We start from the raw sequence: 20,407 nt of genomic DNA, 5'->3' as shown, positions 1-20,407 counted from the left end.
GGGCGGTGGGGCGTGCGCGGGGCTGTGCCGGCATGCGGCTCCGCCGTGTGGGCGCAGAGGCACCCCGAGGGGCCGGCCTCCAGGGACGGGAGAGGACCGGCGGAGGCGGGAACCCCACGCGCCGCGACAGCGGCACGCGCCCGGTGCCGCGTGGGACGCCTGACGCGGGACGGGCCCGGTGGACGGTGCCGTGCGGGACCCGGGTGGTTCACGGAAGGGAGAACCACCGTGACCCCCGGTGTTCAACCGGCGTTCAGGCATGGGCGGGAGCGTGGCGGGCGCACGGCGTTCGCCACCCTCCACGGTCCAGCCACGTCACAGGAGACAGCATGTCGCTCACCCGCAGGGACTTCACCAGGACGTCCGCGATCGCCGGTGTCACGCTGGCGGGCAGTGTGGCCGCCCTCGCCTCCGCGCCCAACGCCCTCGCGGCCGCCGACACCGAGAGCGCGGACGAAGGGGCCGGGGAAGCGGCCGGGCGGCACGTCGGGGTCGGGTACGGGCCGCTCGTCGCGGATCCGGCCGGACTCCTCGCCCTGCCCGCCGGGTTCAGCTACCGCGTCCTCACCCACACCGGCAGGACCCGGCTGGAGTCGGGCGAGTTCACGCCCGCCGACCACGACGGCACCGCCGCCTTCCCCGGACCTCGCGGCAGCACCCTCCTGGTCAACAACCACGAGATGGACGGCCCGCGCGACGAACGGGAGTTCCCCGTCCCGCTCGCCGAGGGCCTGGTCTACGACCCGGCCGCGCCCGGTGGCTGCACCGTCGTCGAGGTGCGCCGGGACGGCAGCGTCGCCGAGTGGGTCGGCATCGCCGGCACCGCCAACAACTGCGCGGGCGGCAGCACCCCCTGGGGCACCTGGCTCACCTGCGAGGAGAACTCCGACCGGGCCGGCCAGAACGGCATGACCAAGGACCACGGCTACGTCTTCGAGGTCGACCCCGCCGACCGGCGTGCCAACCGCGACCCCAAGCCGCTGAAGTTCTTCGGGCGTTACGACCACGAGGCCGTCGTCATCGACTCCAAGCGCGGCCACGCCTACCTCACCGAGGACGCCGACGAGCCCAACGGCCTGTTCTACCGCTGGACCCCGCCGGAGGGCTTCCGCTACGGCCCCGGCAGGCTCCGCACCCTCGCCGACGACGCCGGCGTCCTCCAGGCGCCCAGGTGCTACGACTCCGGCGGCCGGTACGTCGACGACCTCTCCCGCGCCACGAGGACCGGCACGGTGTACGGCGTCGACTGGGTGGACGTGCCCGACCGCGACGCGCGGACCGTCGACGTGCGCGAGCAGTTCGAGGCCGGCGAGGTCACCCGCGCCCGCAAGCTGGAGGGCATGTGGTGGGGCGACGGCGGGGCGTACATCGTCTCCTCGTACGCCCGGGAGGAGAGCCCCGTGCAGCACGACGGCCAGGTCTGGTTCTACGACCCCAGGCGCCGCACGCTGACCCTGAAGGTCCTGCTCGGCGTCGACCGTGACCCGGCGGAGGACGGCGCCTTCGACGGCCCCGACAACATCACCGTCTCACCGTACGGCGGCCTGATCATCGCCGAGGACGGCGAGGGCGTGCAGCACCTGTTCGGCGCCACCGACAGTGGACGCACCTACCCCATCGCCCGCAACGAACTGAACATCGGCACCGAGGACGAGCCGGAGTTCAGCGAGTTCACCGGAGTCACTTTCTCCCCCGACGGCAAGACCCTCTACGCCAACATCCAGGAACCCGGCATCATGCTCGCCATCACCGGGCCCTGGAAGCGGCAGCGTAAATAGAACGGAGAATCACGCGTACGGGTGGTCCCATCCGATTTGGCAGGTGGTCGGTCATGGTGGACATACCGTTCATCTATGTCCACCTTCGAGGGTCTCGCCGAGGGAACTCCGGTCTGGCTTCCGGATGGCGCAGTCGCGCCTGTGGAGCGCGTCGTTACGGAAGAACTTGCTGTGCTCGCCTTCGACAAGGAGTGGGACCTGCGGGAAGCCAGGCTCGGACGCCCGTATCCACCGCGGGACCATACGGTCGGCAACCTGGTTGGTGTCCTGCCCACGCGCTGGATCAGTAACGGTATGCAGCCCGTCTTCGCCGTCCGGCTCGCTTCGGGTCGGCTTGTCGAAGTGACAGCAAACCATCGATGGGCGGTGCGGAGTCGCGCGGGCTCACGCCGTCCGACCTGGAAGGCAACGGCAGAGTTGGTGCCGGGGTGTGCTATCCCGGCACCACTGAACGCAGACTTTTTCGGGAGCCTCGGGGACGAGTGGGATGGTTGGTTCGTCGGCTCGATGCTTGGAGACGGCAATATGACCGGAAGGACTCCGACCTGGGCGGGACATGACGACGGAACGCTCCAGCAGATGCGCGACTACGCCGCCAGGCATGGCTGTCAGGTTCGGGTAGACGACAACGGCACCTGGCTGCGGGTTCGTCTCACTGATCCCGAGTGGCATCGCAACGCGTTGCGCGACCTGCTGGCCACGCACCAGGTATGGGGTTTGAAAGGCGAAGAAAAGCGAGTAGCTGACCTTTCGTGCAGCCGTGAGTTTGTCTGCGGCCTTGTAGCCGGTCTGTTTGACAGCGATGGCTCGGTGGGGGCGCGACAGGTCGAATTCGCCAATACCTCCGAAAATCTCGTCCGCCGACTCGGCGACGAGCTGCTTCGACTTGGCATCCAGAGCCATGTCAGCAGCAAGAGGAACAACCACAGCATGAAGCCACTCTGGCGGCTCCGTGTGGCTGATGGGCGTTCTGTTGTGCGATTGAGTGAGACGGTGAGGCTGCGGACGGAGTACAAGGCTGCGGCCCTGGCGGCCTTGGCCGCACGGGGACGAGCGTCCCGTCGATCTGCGACCGGCCCTCGTGGTTACGCAGATGCAATCATGTGGGACCGGGTCGTGTCTGTGTCGACGGTTGGCGTGAGGAAGGTCTACAGCGTCGAGGTGTCTCCGTCGCGTCTGTGGATCGCAAACGGTGTTGTGACTGGCGCTTCCGTGGCACCCTCCACGGGTGCGGAGACATTGACCTGTGCACGTACGCGACCTTGACCGGAGTTCGCCTTCCACGGCACGCAACCAGTCAGCACACGTGGTGGCCGTGCTGCCTGTTGGACCAGCACACAGTCACTCGCCGGCCAGCGTGCCCGCGCCGCCAGGCCGCACCCTGGCGCTCGTCGACCGCTCGGGTTCGACGAGCAAGCCGGTGCCGTTCCACCACGGCGACCCGACCGAGCAGGTCCCGGCCGAGGTACCGGTCTACACCTGGAACCTCGCCGGATACCGCGCGGACCACGGCCCGTCGGGCACCGCGAACCGGCACACCTTCGGCGGTCTCTCCGACGCGGCCTTCCGGATGGTTCCGCTGCTGGAGGCCGGCCGGGACGCCGACTGGCCGTGGGCCGCGTGAGGGACCGCTCAGGACCGGGACCCTCCTCGTCCCCCGCTCGATAGGGTGGGGGAGGGTTCCCGGTGGTGAGGAGTGGCTGATGGCGCAGGTCAGGTCCATGCGCGCGGATGCCCGCCGCAATCGTGAACTGCTCCTTGAGGCCGCGGTGGAGGCGTTCTCCGCGCACGGTGAGGGCGCCTCGCTCGACGACATCGCCAAGCGGGCGGGCGTCGGGTCCGGCACGCTCTACCGGCATTTCCCGACCCGTCAGGCGCTGCTGGAGGCCGCGTACGTCGACCGCATCGAGTCGATCGCGGCGCGGGCCGGCGAACTGGCCGGGCGGCTGCCGCCGGGCGAGGCGCTGGTGGAGTGGCTGAACGAACTCGGCGCCGGGATGCTCCGGATCCGGGGGCTGCGGGCGCTGCTGGGTGCCGCCGTCGGGGACGGCGGGACGGAGTGCTGCGATCCGCTGAAGAGCGCGGTGTCCCGGCTGGTCGGGGCGGCGCGGGAGGCGGGCGTGCTGCGGCGCGACGTCGAGCCCGTCGATGTGCTGCGGCTGGCCCACGGCGTGGCGACGGCCTCGGAGCTGGCGGGCGGGGAGGGTACGCAGATCCGCCGGTACCTGGAGCTGCTGATGACCGGGCTGCGGGCCCAGGGCGCCCCCTGAGCGGGGGCGCCCGGCGGCTTGAGGGAGTGGTTACAGCGCCTGGGCGGCCGGCTTCACCATCCCCCGTACGGTGCGGGACTTCACGAAGTCGCCCATCGCGGTCATCTCCCACTCGCCGGAGAACTGGCGGATCAGCTTCGCCATCATCACGCCCGTCTGCGGTTCGGCGCTGGTGAGGTCGAAGCGGACCAGTTCCTCGCCCGTGGTGGCGTCCAGCAGGCGGCAGTACGCCTTGGCGACCTCGGTGAACTTCTGGCCGGAGAAGGAGTTGACCGTGAAGACCAGGCCGGTGACGTCCATGGGGAGCCGGCCGAGGTCGACGGTGATCACCTCGTCGTCCCCGCCGCCCTCGCCGGTGAGGTTGTCGCCGGAGTGGCGGATCGCGCCGTTCACGATCTGGAGCTTGCCGAAGTAGCAGCTGTCGATGTGGTTGCGCTGCGGGCCGTAGGCGATGACCGAGGCGTCGAGGTCGATGTCCTTGCCGCGGTAGGCCGGCTCCCAGCCGAGGCCCATCTTGACCTGGGACAGCAGCGGCTGGCCGCCCTTGATCAGGGAGACGGTCTGGTTCTTCTGGAGACTGACCCGGCCCTTGTCGAGGTTGATCTTCCCGGTGCCGGGGGCGGGGGCGGGCGGGGCCGGGGGTGCGGCGGGGGCGTTGGTCGGCATGGGGGGTGCCTGCGGGGCGGCCGCCGGCTGGGGCGGGGCGGCGGCCGGTTCCTCGACCGTGACGCCGAAGTCGGTGGCGATGCCGGCCAGGCCGTTGGCGTAGCCCTGGCCGACGGCGCGGGCCTTCCAGGCGCCGTTGCGCAGGTAGATCTCGACGACCACCAGGGCCGTTTCGGTACCGAGGGCCGGGGGTGTGAAGGTGGCCAGGACCGCGTTGTCGTCCGCGTTGCGGAGGGTGGCGGTGGGCTCGATGCCCTGGAAGGTCTGGCCGGCGGCGTCGGGGCTGGCGGTGACGACGATCTTCTCGATGCCGGGGGGTACGGCTGTGGTGTCGACCGTGATGGCGTCGGGGGCGGTGCCGCCGCCGGACCGGTAGGTCACGCCTGGGCCGGTGGGCTGGTTGTAGAAGATGAAGTCGTCGTCGGAGCGCACCTTGCCGTCGGCGGTGAGCAGGAGGCCCGATACGTCGAGGCGCACGGGGGCGGCGACGTCCACCGTCACGCGGGCGGTGGGGAGAGGGATGTTCGAGCCGGGGGTCATTGCGGTCATGCCGGGTGAACGAGCGGGGGCGTTTTACCGTTCCCTTACCTCGGCCCGATCGGACCAGTGGATTTTCCTCGCCCCCGCCGCCCTTACCCGTCCCATCCCGGGGGCGCTGCCCCCGGAACCCCCGCTCCTCGAACGCCGGAGAGGCTGAATCTCAGCCTCTCCGGCGTTCGAGGAGCGAGGTCTGGGGCGGAGCCCCAGGTTCGGGACGGGAAGGGGCGGCGGGGGCGAAAAACCCCTACGGCACCACCACGATCTTCCGCCCCACCCCCGCCGCGAACTGCTCCAGCGCCTGCGGATACTGCTCCAGGGGAAGGCGGTCGCTGATGAAGACGTCCGGGTCCAGGACACCCCCCGCGAAGAGCTCCGCCGCCCGCTCGTAGCTGTGCAGCACGGCCATGGACCCCGTGATCGTGATCTCCTGGTTGTAGATCCGGTACGGATCGATCGTCACCCGCGTCGCGTAGTCCGCCACTCCGAACTGGAGGAACGTACCCGCCTTCGCCACCCGCCCCAGCCCGTCCTGGATCGCCGCCGCGTTCCCCGTCGCGTCGATGACGAGATCCCACCCCTGGGGCCGGTCCAGCTCGTCCGGCGACGCCGCCGACGCGGAGACACCCAACCCCCGCGCCGTCTCCAGCCGCGCCGGATTCAGGTCCACCATGTCCACACTCGCCGCACCGGTCCGCTTCGCCAGTTCCAGCATCATCAGGCCCATGGTCCCCGACCCGTAGATCAGGACGTGAGCGCCGAGACGGGACTGGAGCACGTCGTAGCCGCGCACCGCGCACGACAGCGGTTCGATCAGCGCCGCGTCCTGGGTCCGTACGTGCTCCGGCAGCTTCACGCAGTTCGCCACCGGCGCCACCGCGTACCGGGCCGCGCCGCCCGCCGTGGTGACGCCGATCGCGGCCCAGCGCTCGCAGAGGTTGTTGTGGCCGGTACGGCAGTAGCGGCACTCGTAGCAGTACAGGGAGGGGTCCACCGCGACCCGGTCGCCGAGCGACACCTCCGTGACCTGGGCGCCGACGCCGACCACCTCGCCGGCGAACTCGTGCCCCGGCACGATCGGCAGCTTCGGCGCGAACTCGCCCTGGAGGATGTGCAGGTCCGTGCCGCACAGCCCGCACGCGGCGACCTCGACGACGACGTCGCGCGGCCCTGGCGTCGGGTCCGGGACCTCGGCGACGACGGCCTTGCCCACGGACTCGATGACGGCGGCCTTCATTTCACGGCTCCCAACGACAGGCCCTGGACGAGTTTGTCCTGGGCGGCGAACCCCGCGGCGAGCACCGGCAGGGAGATGACGAGCGACGCGGCGCACACCTTGGCCAGGAACAGGCCCTGGCTGGTGATGAAGCCGGTCAGGAAGACGGGGGCGGTCTCGGCGACCACGCCCGTCAGGACCCGGGCGAAGAGCAGTTCGTTCCAGCTGAAGATGAAGCAGATGAGGGAGGTCGCGGCGATGCCGGGGAGGGCGATCGGGGCGACCACCCGTACCAGGATCGTGGGCAGCTTCGCGCCGTCCACCCGGGCCGCCTCGATGATCGCGACCGGGACCTCGGCCAGGAAGGACTGCATCATCCACACCGCGATCGGCAGGTTCATGGAGGTGTAGAGGACGACCAGCAGCCAGATGTTGTCGAGCATCCCGGCGTTCTTGGCGAACAGGTAGATCGGCAGCAGGCCGGCCACCACGGGCAGCATCTTGGTGGAGAGGAAGAAGAACAGGACGTCCGTCCACTTCCTCACCGGGCGGATGGACAGGGCGTACGCGGCGGGCAGCGCCAGGACCAGGACGAACAGGGTCGACACGATCGACGCCACCGCCGAGTTGATCAGCGCCGGCCAGGGGCTGGCGCCGCCGCCCGCGCCGAAGAACTCGCGGTAGCCGTCGAGGGTGAGGGCGGCGGTGAAGGACGGCGGGTTGGTGGCCGCGTCCGTCTCGGAGTGGAAGGACGTCAGCGCCATCCAGGCGATGGGCAGGAAGAACACGATGCCGGCCAGCCAGGCGACCAGGCCGAGACCCGCTCCGCCGCGGAACCGGCCGCGGGTGCGTACGGCGATGCTGCTCATGCGCGGGACACCTCCTCGCGGAACAGGGACGACACCACGCGCAGGGCGAAGGTCGCGATGATGATGGAGCCGATGACGACCAGGACGCCGGCGGCCGAGGCGAGGCCGTTCTCGTGGGCCTGGTAGAAGGTCTGGTAGACGGTGTAGGGCAGGTTGGCGGTGCCGAGGCCGCCGGAGGTGATGGTGAAGACCGCGTCGAAGTTCTGCACGATGTAGATCGAGCCGAGCAGGGCGCCCAGTTCGAGGTAGCGGCGCAGGTGGGGCAGGGTGAGGTGGACGAAGATCTGCCAGTCGCTCGCGCCGTCGACGCGGGCGGCCTCGATCTGCTGCTGGTCCCGGCTCTGCAGTCCGGCGAGCAGGATCAGCATCATGAACGGGGTCCACTGCCACACCAGTGAGGCCTCCACCGCCAGCAGCGGGGTGTTCGAGATCCAGTCGGGTTGCGGGCCGCCGACGTAGTGCAGCAGGCCGTTGAGGAGGCCGTACTCGGGGTTGTAGAGGACGTGTTTCCACAGCAGGGCCGCCGCCACCGGGACCACCAGGAACGGGGCGATGAGCAGGGTGCGCACGATGCCCCGGCCGCGGAACCTCCGGTCCAGGAGGAGGGCGAGGAGCAGTCCGAGGACCAGGCTGGCCAGGACGACCGCCACGGTCAGCAGGATCGTCGTCCAGACGGACTTGCGCAGGGCCGCGTCGGTGAGGACCTCCTGGTAGTTCTCGAAGCCGGCGAAGCTGCGGGCGTCGGGGTAGAGGGAGTTCCAGTCGAAGAAGGAGATCACCAGGGTCGCCACGAAGGGCAGCTGGGTGACCACGATCATGAAGATCAGGGCGGGCAGCAGCGGGGCGCGGGTGGCCCACGCGCGGAGCCGGGCGGAGGGCCGGCGAGGGGCGGAGCGTGTTTCCGGTGCGGCCGCGGGGGCCGTTGTCGTGGCGGTCATCGTCCCTCGTACTCCTCGGAGATCTCTTCTGCGAGCTGCTGGGACTTCTTCAGGGCCGATTCGACGGACTGGCGTCCGGCGATGGCCGCGCTGATCTCCTGGGAGACCTTGGTGCCGAGATCGGTGAACTCGGGGATGCCGACGAACTGGATGCCGGGCGCCGGGCGGGGCTGGACGCCGGGGTCGTCGGGCCGGGCCTGTGCGATGGCCTCCTTGGTCATCTCCTGGAAGGCGGCGGCCTCCGCGCGGTAGTCGGGGTTGTCGTAGGTGGAGGCGCGCTTGCCGGCCGGGATGTTGGACCAGCCGATCTCGTCGCCGACGAGCTGCTCGTACTCCTTGCTGGAGGCCCAGGAGACGAACTTCCAGGCGTTGTCGGGGTTGCGGGAGGCGTCCTGGATGCCCCAGGCCCAGGTGTAGAGCCAGCCGGAGGACTCGGTCTTCTCGACGGGGGCGGGGGCGTAGCCGACCTTGCCCTTGACGGGGGAGCCGTCGGCCTCCAGGGAGCCGGCCGCGGAGGTGGCGTCGTACCACATGGCGACCTTGCCCTGGGTCATGTTGTTGAGGCACTCGGCGAAGCCGGCCTGCGGGGCGCCGGACTCGCCGTGCTCGCGGACCAGGTCGACATAGAACTTCGTCGCCTTCTGCCACTCGGGGGAGTCGAGCCTCGCGTTCCAGTCCTCGTCGAACCAGGTGCCGCCGAAGGTGTTCACCACGGTGGTCAGCGGGGCCATGATCTCGCCCCAGCCGGGCAGTCCGCGCAGACAGATGCCCTTCATGCCCGGTTCGGCCCCGTCGAGTTCGGCGGCGAGGTCGGCGACCTGCTGCCAGGTGGGGTCGGCGGGCATCTCCAGGCCCTCCCTGTCGAAGATGTCCTTGCGGTACATCAGGAAGGACGACTCGCCGTAGAAGGGCTGGCCGTAGAGCTTGCCGTCGTCGCCGGTGAGGGACCGGCGCATCGGTTCGAGGACGTCCTGCTGGTCGTAGTCCGGGTCCTCGGCGACGTAGGAGTCCATCTCCTTCAGCCAGCCGTTGCGGGCGTAGATGGGGATCTCGTAGTTGGACAGGGTGGCCACGTCGTACTGGCCGGCCTGGTTGGCGAAGTCCTGGCTGATCTTGTCGCGGACGTCGTTCTCCGGCAGCACGGTGAAGTTGACCTCGATGCCGGTGTCCTTGGTGAAGTGGTCGGCGGTCAGCTTCTGCAACTCGACCATCTGCGGGTTGTTGACCATCAGGACGTTGATGGAGTCACCGCCGGATCCGGCCCCGCCCGCTCCGACCCAGCAGCCGGAGAGCAGCGGGGCGAGCAGCGTCCCTGCGGCGACCGCGGCGAGTGCGGCTCGCGGCGGCCTCCGTCGGCTCTGGGTTTGCATGGATCACTCCTCGACAAGGCGGGTGGTATGGGGAGACAGCGGGCGTCACCCGGCATGGCTCGGCCCGGAGGGGACGTGCGACGGTGTGCTGATCTGATCTTCTTCAGACCCGGATGACCTGCGGCCCCAGCAGGGAGTAGCGGTGGGCCTCGGCCGCCGGGAGCAGGGTGCTCGTGACGATCGCCTCCAGCGCGCCGATCTCGGCGAACTGGCAGAAGCTGACCGCCCCGAACTTGGTGTGGACGCCCGCGAACACCACCCGGCGGGAGGCCCGCACCGCCTGTGCCTTGACCTCGCTGACCGCAGGGTCGGGCGTGGTCAGTCCGTGTTCGCGGGAGATCCCGTTGGCGCCGATGAACGCCAGGTCGATGACGAAACCGGAGAGCATCTTCGTCGTCCAGTGGTCGACGGTGGCGAGGGTGCCGGGGCGGACCCGGCCGCCGAGCAGCAGGACGGACGCGGTGCCGGTCTCCGCGAGCGCGCCCGCGACCGGCAGGGAGGCGGTGACCACGGTGAGGGGCCGGTCGGTGGGCAGGGCCTCGGCGATGAGCTGCGGGGTGAAGCCCTCGTCGACGAAGACCGTCTCGGCGTCCCCGATCAGCTCGGCCGCGGCGGTCGCGACCCTGCGCTTCTCGGGGACGTGGCTGGTGGCGCGGAAGGCGAGCGTCGTCTCGAAGCCGGCGCTCTCCACGGGATAGGCGCCGCCGTGGGTACGGCGCACCAGGCCGTGGTCCTCCAGGGCGCGCAGGTCCCGCCGTACGGTCTCCTTGGCCACGCCCAGTTCGGCGGCGAGCGCGCTGACGTCGACCGCGCCGGTGGTGCGCGCCACCCGTACGATCTCCCGCTGGCGCTCTTCGGCCGTCCTGTGGCTCATGGCCGGACACCCGCTTCCTGATCTCGCTGCCCGTTCGGGCCCGGTGGGACCCATGCAGGAAGTTGTACAGCGGGCTTTCGCTGCTGACCAGGTCTGTTGCGGGCCCGTTCCTGCCCGGTTGTGCCCGTTCGGCTCGCGCCGTGCCCGGCCCGGACCTGGGAGGGCGCGGGGGAACGGGTGGGAGCGGGCAGCGCGGATGCCCGCATACGACGGCGGGCGGGCCCGTTCGGTGCCCGCCCGCCGTGGGACGCGTCGATTTCCCGCCGGAGTGCTGTCGTCAGTACGGCCAGATGGGCGGGTCGGTGACGAAGTGGCCGCCCAGGGCGGCGTGCGCCGGGTTGTCCGGGTCCAGCTCGCCCTGCTCGGCGATCAGCTTCTCGGCGTACGGCTCGGAGTCGTCCCGCGGTTCGTAGCCGAGCGCCCGCGCGGAGGTGAGGTCCCACCACAGGCGGGTGTTGGCGGAGGAGCCGTGGACGACGGTGTGGCCGACGTTCTCGGCGGTCAGGGCCGCGTGGAAGAGGCGGGCGCCGTCGGCGGGGCTCATCCACACCGAGAGCATGCGCACGCTGGTCGGCTCGGGGAAGCAGGAGCCGATGCGCACGGAGACGGTCTCGATGCCGTGCTTGTCCCAGTAGAGCTGGGCGAGGTCCTCGCCGAAGCACTTGGACAGGCCGTAGAAGGTGTCCGGGCGGCGCGGGGTGTCGACGGGGATGAGGGGGTCGTCGCCCCGGGGGCGCGGGGTGTAGCCGACGGCGTGGTTGGAGGAGGCGAAGACGATGCGCTTGACGCCCTCCTCGCGGGCGGCCTCGTACAGGTTGTAGGTGCCCTCGATGTTGGCCTTCAGGATCTTCTCGAACGAGGCTTCCAGGGAGATGCCGGCCAGGTGGACGATCGCGTCGACGCCGCGGACCGCCTCGCGCACGGCGTCCTTGTCGGCGAGGTCCGCGACGATCGCGTCCGGTTCGCCGTCGATCGGGCGCAGGTCGAGCAGGCGCAGGTCGTAGCCGTGGTCCGGGAGCAGGCCCCGCATCAGCGTGCCGAGGCCACCGGCGGCGCCGGTGAGCAGAACGGTGCGGGGAGCGGGCATCCTCGGGTCTCCTTGCATCGCCGGCCGTGTCGCCCGTACCCATGAGTCCATACATATGGGCGCACGGCATTCATATTCGTGGACACGCTAAGGAGGTGGGGCGCGGCGCGTCAAGTATTCCGCGACTTCCTGTGGAACGGAAGAATCCGCTGGTGTGTGACGGGTTGCAGTGCTTGACCGGGGTCCCCGGGGCGTCTTAGCGTGAACATGTTCAGGAATGTGGACGTGAATCAGGAATATGGACCAGGGAGAGCTTGTGACGCCAGCCCCTCTCGCCGCCCGACTCGGTGTCCCCAGCGGGCCGCTGTTCTTCCCGGTCACCGCCTACGGACCCGACGGCTCCGTCGACCTCGACACCTACCGCCTCCATGTGCGGCGCGGGGTGGAGGCCGGGGCCGCCGCCGTGTTCGCCTGCTGCGGTACCGGTGAGTTCCACGCGCTGACGCCGGAGGAGTTCGAGCTGTGCGTGACGGCCGCAGTGGAGGCCGCCGAGGGACGCGTCCCGGTCGTCGCGGGCGCCGGCTACGGCACCGCGCTCGCGGTCCGCTACGCCCGCCTCGCCGAGCGCGCCGGGGCCGACGGGCTGCTCGCGATGCCGCCGTACCTGGTGCGCGCCGCGCAGGAGGGACTGCTGCGGCACTACCGGCAGGTGGCCGCGGCCACCTCCCTGCCGGTCATCGTCTACCAGCGCGACAACGCCGTCTTCACCCCCGGGAGCGTCGTCGAACTGGCCCGCACGGAAGGGATCGTCGGCTTCAAGGACGGCCTCGGCGACCTCGACCTGATGCAACGGATCATCAGCGCCGTACGCGCCGAAGGCCCCGCCGACTTCCTGTACTTCAACGGGCTGCCGACCGCCGAACTGACCCAGCCCGCCTACGGCGGCATCGGCATCACCCTCTACTCGTCCGCGGCGTTCTGCTTCGCGCCCGAGGTCGCCCTCGCCTGCCACACGGCCTTCCGCACCGGCGACACGGCCACCGCGCACCGCCTGATCGACGGCTTCTACCGGCCGTTCGTCGAACTGCGCGACCGGGGCAGCGGTTACGCCGTCTCCCTCGTCAGGGCCGGCGTACGCCTGCGCGGCCTGGACGTGGGGGAGGTGCGGCCGCCGCTGCACGAACCGGCCGGGGATCATGTCAAGCAGCTCGCTCAGCTCATCGAGCGGGGACACGCACTGCTCGAGGAGGGCCAGTGAGGACGTCGGCGTTCGTCTACCCCTGGGACGTCAACGGGGACCCGGAGGCACCCGCGCGGATCGCCGCGCTCGGCACGGCACAGGTGACGCTCGCCTCCGCCTACCACTCCACCCGCGCGCTGACCCCGCGCCACCCGCGCCACCGCGTCGTCACCGCGGAGCACGCGGCCGTGCTGTACCCGGTGGGGGAGCACTGGGCGGACCGCACCCCGCGCCCGTACCCGGCCGGCGACTGGGCGCCCGGAGACGCCTTCGGCGAGGCCGCCGCCGCGCTCACGGACGCGGGCCTGGAGGTGCACACATGGGTGGTGCTCGCGCACAACTCCCGCCTCGGCGCGGAGCACCCGGACACCTCGGTGGTCAACGCCTACGGCGACCGCTACCCCTGGGCGCCGTGCATCGCCCAGCCCGCCACCCGCGCGTACCTGACCGACCTCGCCGCCGAGGCGGCGGTGCGCCCCGGAGCGCGCGGCACCGAACTGGAGTCCCTCGGCTGGTACGGACTGGCCCATCTGCACGCCCACGACAAGATCGCCGGGGTCGGCCTCGGAGACGCCGGGCAGTACCTGATGTCCCTGTGCTTCTGCCCGTCCTGCCGCGAGGGCTACGGCGCTCAGGGCCTGGACGCCGACGCACTCGCCGCCGCCGTACGCGCCGCGCTGGAACCGGTGTGGCGGGGGGCGCCCTCCGACGGGGGCTGGGCGGGCGTCGAGAAGCTCCTCGGCGAGACACCGGCGAACGCCACGCGCGCGTGGCGCGACGAAACGGCCCGCACGCTCCAGGAGGCCGCGGTCACCGCCGTACGACAGGCAGCTCCCGGGGGTTTCCAGGTCCTCCTGCACGCGGACCCGGTCTCCTACCACTGCGGCGCCAACGCCGGCGTCGACCCGGCCCACGTCCTCTCCGTCGCCGACGGAGTGGTCGTGCCCTGCACGGGAGGCGCCGGCCTGCTGACCCCGTTCGCGGAGGAGGCCCGCGCGGACACCGTCCTGGCCGCCAACTTCACCGTGGTCTCCGGCATGGGCGGCAGCCCCGGCACCCTAGCGGCCGACGCCACCGAAGCCCGCCGCCTGGGCGCGACGGAACTGCGCCTGTACCACGCGGGGCTGGCGTCGGACGGGGATCTGGAGGCGGTGCGGGCGGCGTTGGCCGGGTTCTGAGCCGGTGCCGGTGCCGGTGCCGGTGCCGGTGTGGGTGTGGGTGCGGGCCGGGGGTGTCCGCTCGCCCCGCTGGAGGGGTGCCGCTGCGCCCACCCGTGCCGCCCTGGGGGTGCCTCCCAGGCCTTCAAGGCACTGGGGGAGGCACGATTGCCCGCAGCTAGGGCGACACGGCCAGGGGGCGGTGGCCGAGCAGGGCTGCCGCCGTTGCCGTCAGGACGCAGCCGACGGTGGCCAGGAGCAGTCGGTGGTCGAGGAGTTCGACCAGGGCCGCTCCCGCCGCCAGGCCGAGGACGTTCGGGGTGAACACCAGTGTGTTGGCGGTGGCGGTGACCCGGCCCAGCAGGGGGGCCGGGGTCTCGCGCTGCACGGCGGTCAGTGTGGCGATCAGTACGGCGGGCAGGCCCGCGCCGATCGCCGCGCTGCACGTCCATGCCAGAGGATCGTCCGGCACCGCGCGCAGTGCCACCGCGACGGCCAGTACGGCGATGCCGTACGCCGCGAAGCGCCGTTCGCCGAGGCGGCGCAGGGCCGGGCCGGAGAGCAGGCCGACCGCCACCGACCCCGCGCCCTGGACGGCGTACAGCACACCGGCGTACGCGGGGGAGTGGCCGAGAGCGTCGACCACGGCGTAGACCAGCGCCCCGCTCAGGCCCGCGCACAGCATCGTGGCGCCGCCCGCCAGCACCAGTGGGCGGAGCACCGGATGCGCCCACAGACGGCGGGCACCCTCGGCCGTCTGCTCCCGGCGGCTGCCCGTCGGGCGCGCCGGCCGGTCCTCCCGTACCCGCAGGAACGCGTACACGACCGTGGCGAGCAGGAAGGTGACCGAGTCCAGGACGGCGACGGCCGCCCCGCCGTACGCCGCGTAGAGGCCCGCGCCCGCCAACGGGGCCAGCAGTTTCATGCCCTCGTCGGCGGTCATCCGCAGACCGTTGAAGTCGCCGAGCAGGGAGCGGTCCACGGCGGTGGCGACCAGCGCCGACTCGGCCGCGTCGTGGACGACGCCCGCCGCGCCGTACACGAACAGCACCGCGTACAGCAGCCACAGCCCGCGCGGTGAGTCGACGGCGCACAGGGTGAGCAGGAGCACCGCCATGAGCAGGCTCGCGGCGATCAGCAGCGGGCGGCGGCGGAACCGGTCGGCGAGCGTGCCGAGCAGCGGGCCGGCGAGGGTGGGCGCCCACATCGCCAGCGCGCACAGGGCCGCGAGGCCGTCCGAGCCGGTGAGGTCCTTGACCCACACGCCCGAGGCCAGCCACAGCGCGGAGGTGCCGAAGCCGGAGATCACCACCCCGGCGAGGTAGAGGCCCGCATTCCGGTCCCGCACCACGCGGGCCGCCGTCCATGTCGTCGTCATGCCTGGTCATCGTGGTTCTAAGGACCGGCCGCGGGGATCGGGCAGGTGTCTTAGAAACGGGACGGCCGGGCGATGAGTTCCGCGGCCGGGATCGGTCTACCTCCCAGGAAGACCGTCAGGAGGAGCAGCCCGATGCCCGACACCATTTTCGACCTCGGACCGCAGACCCGGATCGTGGCGCGTCTCGCCGAGGGCGTCACGGACGAGCAACTGGCGGACGGGACACCCTGTCCGCGGTACGCGGTACGGAACATGCTGGGCCACCTTCTCGGGCTGGCCGTCGCCTTCCGGGACGCGGGCCGCAAGGAGCTGGGTGTCACCACCGACACCAGCCCGGAGGCCGCCCTGCCGGACATCGGACCCGGTTGGCGCGAGGAGCTGCCCAAGGTGCTCGACGAGCTCGCCGAGGTCTGGCGGGACCCGGCGGCCTGGACCGGCATGACCCGCGCGGGCGGTGTGGACCTGCCGGGTGCGGCCGCCGGTGCCGTCGTCACCGACGAACTGGTGATCCACGGCTGGGACCTGGCCCGCGCGACCGGCCAGTCGTACGCGCCCGACCCCGCCCCGCTGCGGGCGTCGTACGACTTCCTCCTGGCCACCGCCGCGGACTCCGACGGGGGCGGCGGCATCTTCGGTCCCGTCGTCCCCGTCCCGCCCGACGCCCCGCTCCTGGACCGGACGATCGGGCTGAGCGGCCGGGACCCGGGCTGGACGAGGTCGGCATAACCAGGGCTGGACCGCGGTCGGCACAAAGCGCGCGCGAGGGCCGGGGAGCGCCTCGTAGCCTCCCCGCATGACTCTCACCCTCACCGTCCTCGGCACCGCCTCCCCGCACCCCGGCCCGGACCGCCCCAGCTCCGGGCACCTCCTGCGCGGCGGAGGCGCCGAGGTGTGGGTCGACGCCGGGTTCGGGACGTTCGCCGAGTTGCGACGGCACACGGACCCCGCCCGCATCGACGCCGTGTGGATCTCCCATCTGCACGCCGACCACAGCGCCGATCTGCTCGCCGCCGTGTACGGCCTGGCCTACGGCGGGCTCACCCCGCCCGTGCCGATCCCGGTCCACGCGCCGGCCGACTGCGCGCGGCGCCTCGCCGGGTTCTTCGGGCGCCCCGACACCGGTTTCCTCAGCGGCGTATTCGACTTCCGGCCGTTGGACGACGGGCAGGCCGTCCAATACGGCGGCCTGTCCCTCACCTCCACCGCCGTCGTCCACGACGTCGAGGCCTACGGGCTGCGCGCCGAGTGCGCGGGGCGCGTCCTCGCCTACTCCGGGGACAGCGGACCGTGCGCCGCCCTCACCGGACTCGCCCGCGACGCCGACCTGTTCCTCTGCGAGGCGGACATCGACGAGCATCGCGAAAGCGAACGGGTCCACCTGACACCCGAGGACGCCGGTGACACCGCCTGGCGGGCGGGCGTGCGCGAACTCCTCGTCACGCACGTCGGCCCCACGCTCACCCCCGAGGAGGCGACCGTCCGGGCCGCCTCCGCCTTCGGCGGACCCACCGCCACCGCCCGGGAGGGCCGCACGTACACCGTGTGAGGCAACACCAAGTTCCTTTGTCAGAAGCATTGACGAAACTCCGGGCCGCTCTTACGGTCATCGGCGTCGTACTTCGTACGTCATATATGAGACGCGATACGCGAGATCCGATACGCGAGATCCGACGCGAAATCCGAGAGGCGCGCATGACCTCTGTGCCCACGCCGATCCCCTCCCGCACGCAGTACGTGCTGGAGGAGATCAAACGCCGCATACTCACCGGCCGGTTCACACCGGGCCAGGCCCTGGTCGAGACCGACCTCGCCGCACAGTTCGGGGTGTCCAAGACCCCGGTGCGCGAGGCGCTCAAGACCCTGGCCGGCACCGGTCTGGTCGTGATGAACCAGTACAAGGGCGTCACGGTGCGCATGGTCGACGCGGACATGGCACGCGAGGTCTACGACGTACGGCTGCTCCTGGAGCCCGAGGCACTCAAGCGCGCCGTGCGCCGCGGCGCCTCCCTGGACGCCGCACGCGACGCGCTGACCCGCGCCGACCAGGCCGACGACACCGCCGAACGGTCGCTCGCCAACCGCGAGTTCCACCGCGCCCTCTACGTGCCCTGCGGCAACCCGCTGCTCGGCCGGATGCTCGACGAGGTCCGCGACCAGGCCGCCCTCGTCTCGGCCGTCGCCTGGGCCGCCGACCCCTCCTGGGAACGGGAGGCGAGCGAGCACCGCGAGATCCTGCGGCTCGCGCTCGACGGGGACGCGGACGGCGCGGCACGCGCCCTGCACTCGCACATCGCGTCGTTCGTGCGACGGGCCTTCCCCGAGGTCGAAGAGGACTTCGAGGCGGCCCCGGAAGCCCAGAAAGAGGACGGTCAGGCATGACAACGACGTTCGAGACCCAGCGGGCGGCCCTGGCCGACGTGGTGGCGATCCCGGTGACCCCGTTCGCCGAGGACGGCTCCGTCGACCCAGGCACCTACCGGGCCCTGCTGCGTCGTCTCCTCGACGGTGGCATCACGACCCTCACCCCCAACGGCAACACCGGCGAGTTCTACGCCCTGACCCCCGACGAGCGCCGGCTGGTCACCGAGCTGACCGTCGAGGAGGCCGGCGACCGCTCGGTGATCCTGGTCGGGGTGGGCCACGACGTGCCCACCGCCGTCGACTCCGCGCGGCACGCCCGGGAACTCGGCGCGCAGATGGTGATGGTGCACCAGCCCGTCCACCCCTACGTCTCGCAGAGCGGCTGGGTCGACTACCACCGCGCGATCGCCGAGGCGGTGCCCGAACTGGGCGTCGTCCCCTACATCCGCAACGCCCAGCTCACCGGCGCCCGGCTCGCCGAACTCGCCGACGCCTGCCCCAACGTGATCGGCGTGAAGTACGCCGTGCCGGACGCGTCGAAGTTCGCCGCGTTCGCCCGGGACGCGGGACTGGAACGGTTCGTGTGGGTGGCGGGGCTGGCCGAGCCGTACGCCCCCTCCTACTTCTCGGCCGGCGCCACCGGCTTCACCTCGGGCCTGGTCAACGTCGCCCCGTCCGTCTCGCTGAACATGATCGAGGCGCTGCGCTCCGGCGACTACCCGACCGCCATGAAGGTGTGGGAGCAGATCCGCCGCTTCGAGGAACTGCGCGCCGCCAACGGCTCCGCCAACAACGTCACCGTCGTCAAGGAGGCCCTCGCCTCCCTCGGCCTGTGCCGCCGCGAGGTCCGCCCGCCGAGCAAACCGCTGCCGGAGAGCGAGCGCGCCGAGGTCGCCGCCATCGCCGCGGGGTGGGCCATATGAAATCCCCCGAGCAGCTCCGCAGCCACCAGTGGTACGGCACCGACGGCCTGCGCTCCTTCAGCCACCGCGCCCGCACCCGCCAGCTCGGCTACCTCCCCGAGGAGCACCTGGGCAAGCCGGTCATCGCGATCCTCAACACCTGGTCCGACATCAACCCCTGCCACGTCCACCTGCGCGACCGCGCGCAGGCCGTCAAGCGGGGGGTGTGGCAGGCGGGCGGCTTCCCCCTCGAATTCCCGGTCTCCACCCTCAGCGAGACCTTCCAGAAGCCGACCCCCATGCTCTACCGCAACCTCCTCGCCATGGAGACCGAGGAGCTGCTGCGGTCGTACCCGGTCGACGGCGCCGTGCTGATGGGCGGCTGCGACAAGTCCACGCCCGCCCTGCTGATGGGCGCCGCCAGTGCAGACCTGCCCACCGTGTTCGTGCCCGCCGGGCCCATGCTGCCCGGGCACTGGCGCAACGAGGTCCTCGGTTCCGGCACCGACATGTGGAAGTACTGGGACGACAAGCGCGCCGGTGTCATCGGCGACTGCGAGATGCAGGAACTGGAGAGCGGCCTGGCCCGCTCGCCCGGCCACTGCATGACCATGGGTACGGCGTCCACGCTGACCGCCGCCGCCGAGGCCCTCGGCGTCACGGTCCCGGGCGCCTCCAGCATCCCGGCCGTCGACTCCGGGCACGACCGGATGGCCGCCAAGGCGGGCCTGACCATCGTCGACCTGGTCCACAAGGACCGCAAACTGAGCGACATCCTCACCGCGGACGCCTTCGAGGACGCGGTCACGACCGTCCTCGGACTCGGCGGCTCCACCAACGCCGTCATCCACCTGATCGCCATGGCCGGACGCGCGGGCGTCAAGCTCACCCTCGACGACTTCGACCGCATCGCCCGCACCGTCCCGGTGCTGGCCAACGTGCGGCCCGGCGGACAGACGTACCTGATGGAGGACTTCCACTTCGCGGGCGGACTGCCCGGGTTCCTCTCCCGGATCCCGGACCTGCTCCACCTGGACCGTCCCACCGTCTGCCACGACACCCTGCGCGAGCAGATCGCCGGCGCGCAGGTGCACGACGACGACGTCATCCGCACCCGCGACAACCCGGTCGCGGACGAGGGCGGGGTCGCCGTACTGCGCGGCAACCTCTGCCCGGACGGCGCCGTCATCAAGCACATCGCCGCCGAACCGCACCTGCTGCGGCACACCGGTACCGCCGTCGTCTTCGACGACTACAAGCAGATGCAGCGGACCATCAACGACCCGGCGCTGAACATCACCGCCGACAGCGTGCTGGTCCTGCGCAACGCCGGCCCCAAGGGCGGCCCCGGCATGCCCGAGTACGGGATGCTGCCCCTGCCCGACCACCTGCTCAAGCAGGGGGTGCGGGACATGGTGCGGATCTCCGACGCCCGGATGAGCGGGACGAGTTACGGCGCGTGCGTCCTGCACGTCGCCCCCGAGTCGTACGTCGGCGGACCGCTCGCCCTCGTACGCACCGGGGACTCGATCACCCTCGACGTCGAGAACCGCGTCCTTCGGCTCAATGTCGACGACGAGGAGCTGGCACGCCGCCGGGAGCGGTGGACGCCGCCGCCCGTGCGCTACGAGCGCGGTTACGGCGCGCTCTACAACGAGCAGATCACGCAGGCCGACACCGGCTGCGACTTCGAGTTCCTCGCCCGTCCGGGCACGGTCCAGGACCCCTACGCCGGCTGACCGGCCGTACGTCCCGGCCTCCGCACACATACGAAGAAAGCGCTTCACCCGCACACGCACCACACAGCACGACGTACCGAGAAAC

At 71.3% G+C, this 20,407-nt stretch carries 18 protein-coding genes and 1 pseudogene; 11 read left to right on the top strand and 8 right to left on the bottom strand.

The genetic code is table 11. The annotated features are described in order from the left end of the window. The first annotated feature begins 329 nt into the window (after positions 1-329). From AMK33_RS35120 to AMK33_RS35105, 4 genes and pseudogenes are all read left to right on the top strand, one after another. A complete protein-coding gene (locus tag AMK33_RS35120; RefSeq protein WP_073937076.1) occupies positions 330-1,778 on the top strand; it encodes an alkaline phosphatase PhoX in 1,449 nt (482 codons plus the stop codon). Between the two features lie 75 nt (positions 1,779-1,853). Beyond that, positions 1,854-3,044, top strand: a complete 1,191-nt coding sequence (locus AMK33_RS40865; RefSeq protein ID WP_079195078.1) for an LAGLIDADG family homing endonuclease — start codon at positions 1,854-1,856, stop codon at positions 3,042-3,044. Between the two features lie 166 nt (positions 3,045-3,210). Beyond that, positions 3,211-3,402, top strand: a pseudogene (locus tag AMK33_RS41895) (TROVE domain-containing protein); the annotation flags it as partial. A gap of 79 nt (positions 3,403-3,481) precedes the next feature. Next, positions 3,482-4,048: a TetR/AcrR family transcriptional regulator gene (locus AMK33_RS35105; RefSeq protein ID WP_073937074.1), complete on the top strand. Its 567-nt coding sequence runs from the start codon at positions 3,482-3,484 to the stop codon at positions 4,046-4,048. Positions 4,049-4,078: 30 nt separating this feature from the next. Here AMK33_RS35105 and AMK33_RS35100 read toward each other — a convergent pair whose 3' ends face one another. From AMK33_RS35100 to AMK33_RS35070, 7 genes are all read right to left on the bottom strand, one after another. Next, complete coding sequence (locus AMK33_RS35100) at positions 4,079-5,254, bottom strand: TerD family protein (protein ID WP_107425313.1); 1,176 nt, start codon at positions 5,252-5,254, stop codon at positions 4,079-4,081. A 244-nt stretch (positions 5,255-5,498) separates the two neighbouring features. Next, entirely contained in the window at positions 5,499-6,488 is a 990-nt protein-coding gene (locus AMK33_RS35095; protein ID WP_073937072.1) for a zinc-dependent alcohol dehydrogenase family protein, read from the bottom strand. Continuing rightward, positions 6,485-7,336 (bottom strand): carbohydrate ABC transporter permease, encoded by an 852-nt coding sequence (locus AMK33_RS35090; RefSeq protein WP_073937071.1) that lies wholly within the window; start codon positions 7,334-7,336, stop codon positions 6,485-6,487. The genes AMK33_RS35095 and AMK33_RS35090 overlap by 4 nt, the downstream gene beginning before the upstream one ends. Beyond that, positions 7,333-8,274 carry a carbohydrate ABC transporter permease gene (locus AMK33_RS35085; RefSeq protein ID WP_073937070.1) on the bottom strand — a complete coding sequence of 314 codons (942 nt, stop codon included), beginning with the start codon at positions 8,272-8,274 and terminating at the stop codon, positions 7,333-7,335. Before AMK33_RS35085 ends, AMK33_RS35090 begins: the two co-directional genes overlap by 4 nt. Then, the gene (locus AMK33_RS35080; RefSeq protein WP_073937069.1) at positions 8,271-9,644 is read right to left on the bottom strand and encodes an ABC transporter substrate-binding protein; all 1,374 of its coding nucleotides are present in this window, start codon (positions 9,642-9,644) and stop codon (positions 8,271-8,273) included. Before AMK33_RS35080 ends, AMK33_RS35085 begins: the two co-directional genes overlap by 4 nt. Positions 9,645-9,747: 103 nt before the next feature. Then, positions 9,748-10,518, bottom strand: a complete 771-nt coding sequence (locus AMK33_RS35075) for a DeoR/GlpR family DNA-binding transcription regulator (protein ID WP_073937068.1) — start codon at positions 10,516-10,518, stop codon at positions 9,748-9,750. Between the two features lie 277 nt (positions 10,519-10,795). After that, entirely contained in the window at positions 10,796-11,605 is an 810-nt protein-coding gene (locus AMK33_RS35070) for an NAD-dependent epimerase/dehydratase family protein (RefSeq protein ID WP_073937067.1), read from the bottom strand. 256 nt (positions 11,606-11,861) lie between these two features. On the opposite strand from AMK33_RS35070, the gene AMK33_RS35065 reads away from it, so the two are divergent. Together AMK33_RS35065 and AMK33_RS35060 are read left to right on the top strand one after the other, a co-directional pair. Continuing rightward, positions 11,862-12,803 (top strand): 5-dehydro-4-deoxyglucarate dehydratase, encoded by a 942-nt coding sequence (locus tag AMK33_RS35065; RefSeq protein ID WP_073937066.1) that lies wholly within the window; start codon positions 11,862-11,864, stop codon positions 12,801-12,803. Further along, on the top strand, positions 12,800-13,963 hold the full coding sequence (locus AMK33_RS35060; protein ID WP_073937065.1) for a hypothetical protein: 1,164 nt from the start codon (positions 12,800-12,802) through the stop codon (positions 13,961-13,963). Before AMK33_RS35065 ends, AMK33_RS35060 begins: the two co-directional genes overlap by 4 nt. A gap of 157 nt (positions 13,964-14,120) precedes the next feature. On the opposite strand, the gene AMK33_RS35055 is transcribed toward AMK33_RS35060, so the two are convergent. Then, the gene (locus tag AMK33_RS35055) at positions 14,121-15,320 is read right to left on the bottom strand and encodes an MFS transporter (RefSeq protein WP_073937064.1); all 1,200 of its coding nucleotides are present in this window, start codon (positions 15,318-15,320) and stop codon (positions 14,121-14,123) included. Positions 15,321-15,452: 132 nt separating this feature from the next. On the opposite strand from AMK33_RS35055, the gene AMK33_RS35050 reads away from it, so the two are divergent. The 5 genes from AMK33_RS35050 (at position 15,453) to araD (ending at position 20,322) form a co-directional block, all read left to right on the top strand. Further along, positions 15,453-16,046 (top strand): TIGR03086 family metal-binding protein, encoded by a 594-nt coding sequence (locus tag AMK33_RS35050; protein ID WP_073937063.1) that lies wholly within the window; start codon positions 15,453-15,455, stop codon positions 16,044-16,046. 67 nt (positions 16,047-16,113) lie between these two features. Continuing rightward, positions 16,114-16,866, top strand: coding sequence for an MBL fold metallo-hydrolase (locus AMK33_RS35045; RefSeq protein WP_073937062.1), 753 nt, complete (start codon positions 16,114-16,116; stop codon positions 16,864-16,866). A 146-nt stretch (positions 16,867-17,012) separates the two neighbouring features. Further along, a complete protein-coding gene (locus AMK33_RS35040; protein ID WP_073937061.1) occupies positions 17,013-17,699 on the top strand; it encodes a GntR family transcriptional regulator in 687 nt (228 codons plus the stop codon). Beyond that, a complete protein-coding gene (locus AMK33_RS35035; RefSeq protein WP_073937060.1) occupies positions 17,696-18,604 on the top strand; it encodes a dihydrodipicolinate synthase family protein in 909 nt (302 codons plus the stop codon). Before AMK33_RS35040 ends, AMK33_RS35035 begins: the two co-directional genes overlap by 4 nt. Continuing rightward, positions 18,601-20,322, top strand: a complete 1,722-nt coding sequence (gene araD, locus AMK33_RS35030; RefSeq protein WP_073937059.1) for an L-arabinonate dehydratase — start codon at positions 18,601-18,603, stop codon at positions 20,320-20,322. Before AMK33_RS35035 ends, araD begins: the two co-directional genes overlap by 4 nt. Positions 20,323-20,407 lie beyond the last annotated feature (85 nt).

Source organism: Streptomyces sp. CB02400 (assembly GCF_001905725.1).
Taxonomy (GTDB): Bacteria; Actinomycetota; Actinomycetes; order Streptomycetales; family Streptomycetaceae; genus Streptomyces; species Streptomyces atrovirens.
This window is presented reverse-complemented; position numbering and strand designations above follow the sequence as displayed.